The sequence below is a fragment of the Polaromonas sp. P1_G2 genome (genome assembly GCF_056405515.1).
This window is the reverse complement of sequence record NZ_JBFUBY010000898.1, coordinates 1-517: the sequence shown is the minus strand read 5'-3', so window position 1 is coordinate 517 and position 517 is coordinate 1. Positions and strand designations below refer to the sequence as shown.

Sequence of the window (517 nt, the reverse complement as noted above, 5' to 3'; positions counted from 1 at the left end):
GACGTACTTACTACGGGCAAGAATTTCTACTCCGTCGAAACCCGTTCCGTACCGACGCCGACCGCCTGGACGCTTGGCAAGAAGTCGGCGGAACTGTTGGTGACACGCTATGTGCAGGATCACGGCGACTGGCCCAATTCCTTCGGCATCACTGCCTGGGGCACATCCAACATGCGCACCGGCGGCGACGACATCGCCCAGGCCATGGCGTTGATCGGCGCTAAGCCGGTTTGGGACATGAGCTCGGCGCGGGTGACGGGCTACGAGATTATTCCCGTTGCGGTCCTCGCGCGTCCACGTGTCGACGTGACGCTGAGGATTTCCGGCTTCTTCCGTGATGCCTTTCCGGAGCAGATCGCGCTGTTCGACAAGGCGGTGCGGGCGATCGGCGCGCTCGACGAGGACGAAGCCGACAATCCGATCGCGGCGCGGATGAAGCGGGAAGCCGCAGACCTCGACAAGCGCCGAGCCGGCAGCCGCGTCTTCGGCTCGAAGCCGGGTACCTATGGCGCTGGGT

Annotated in this window: 1 protein-coding gene; it reads left to right on the top strand. The window is 64.0% G+C overall.

Annotated features, from left to right (window positions below; genetic code table 11):
- Positions 1–517, top strand: a 517-nt coding sequence (locus tag AC1D0P_RS28230; RefSeq protein ID WP_477679756.1) for a cobaltochelatase subunit CobN, incomplete at both ends; no start/stop codon positions are given.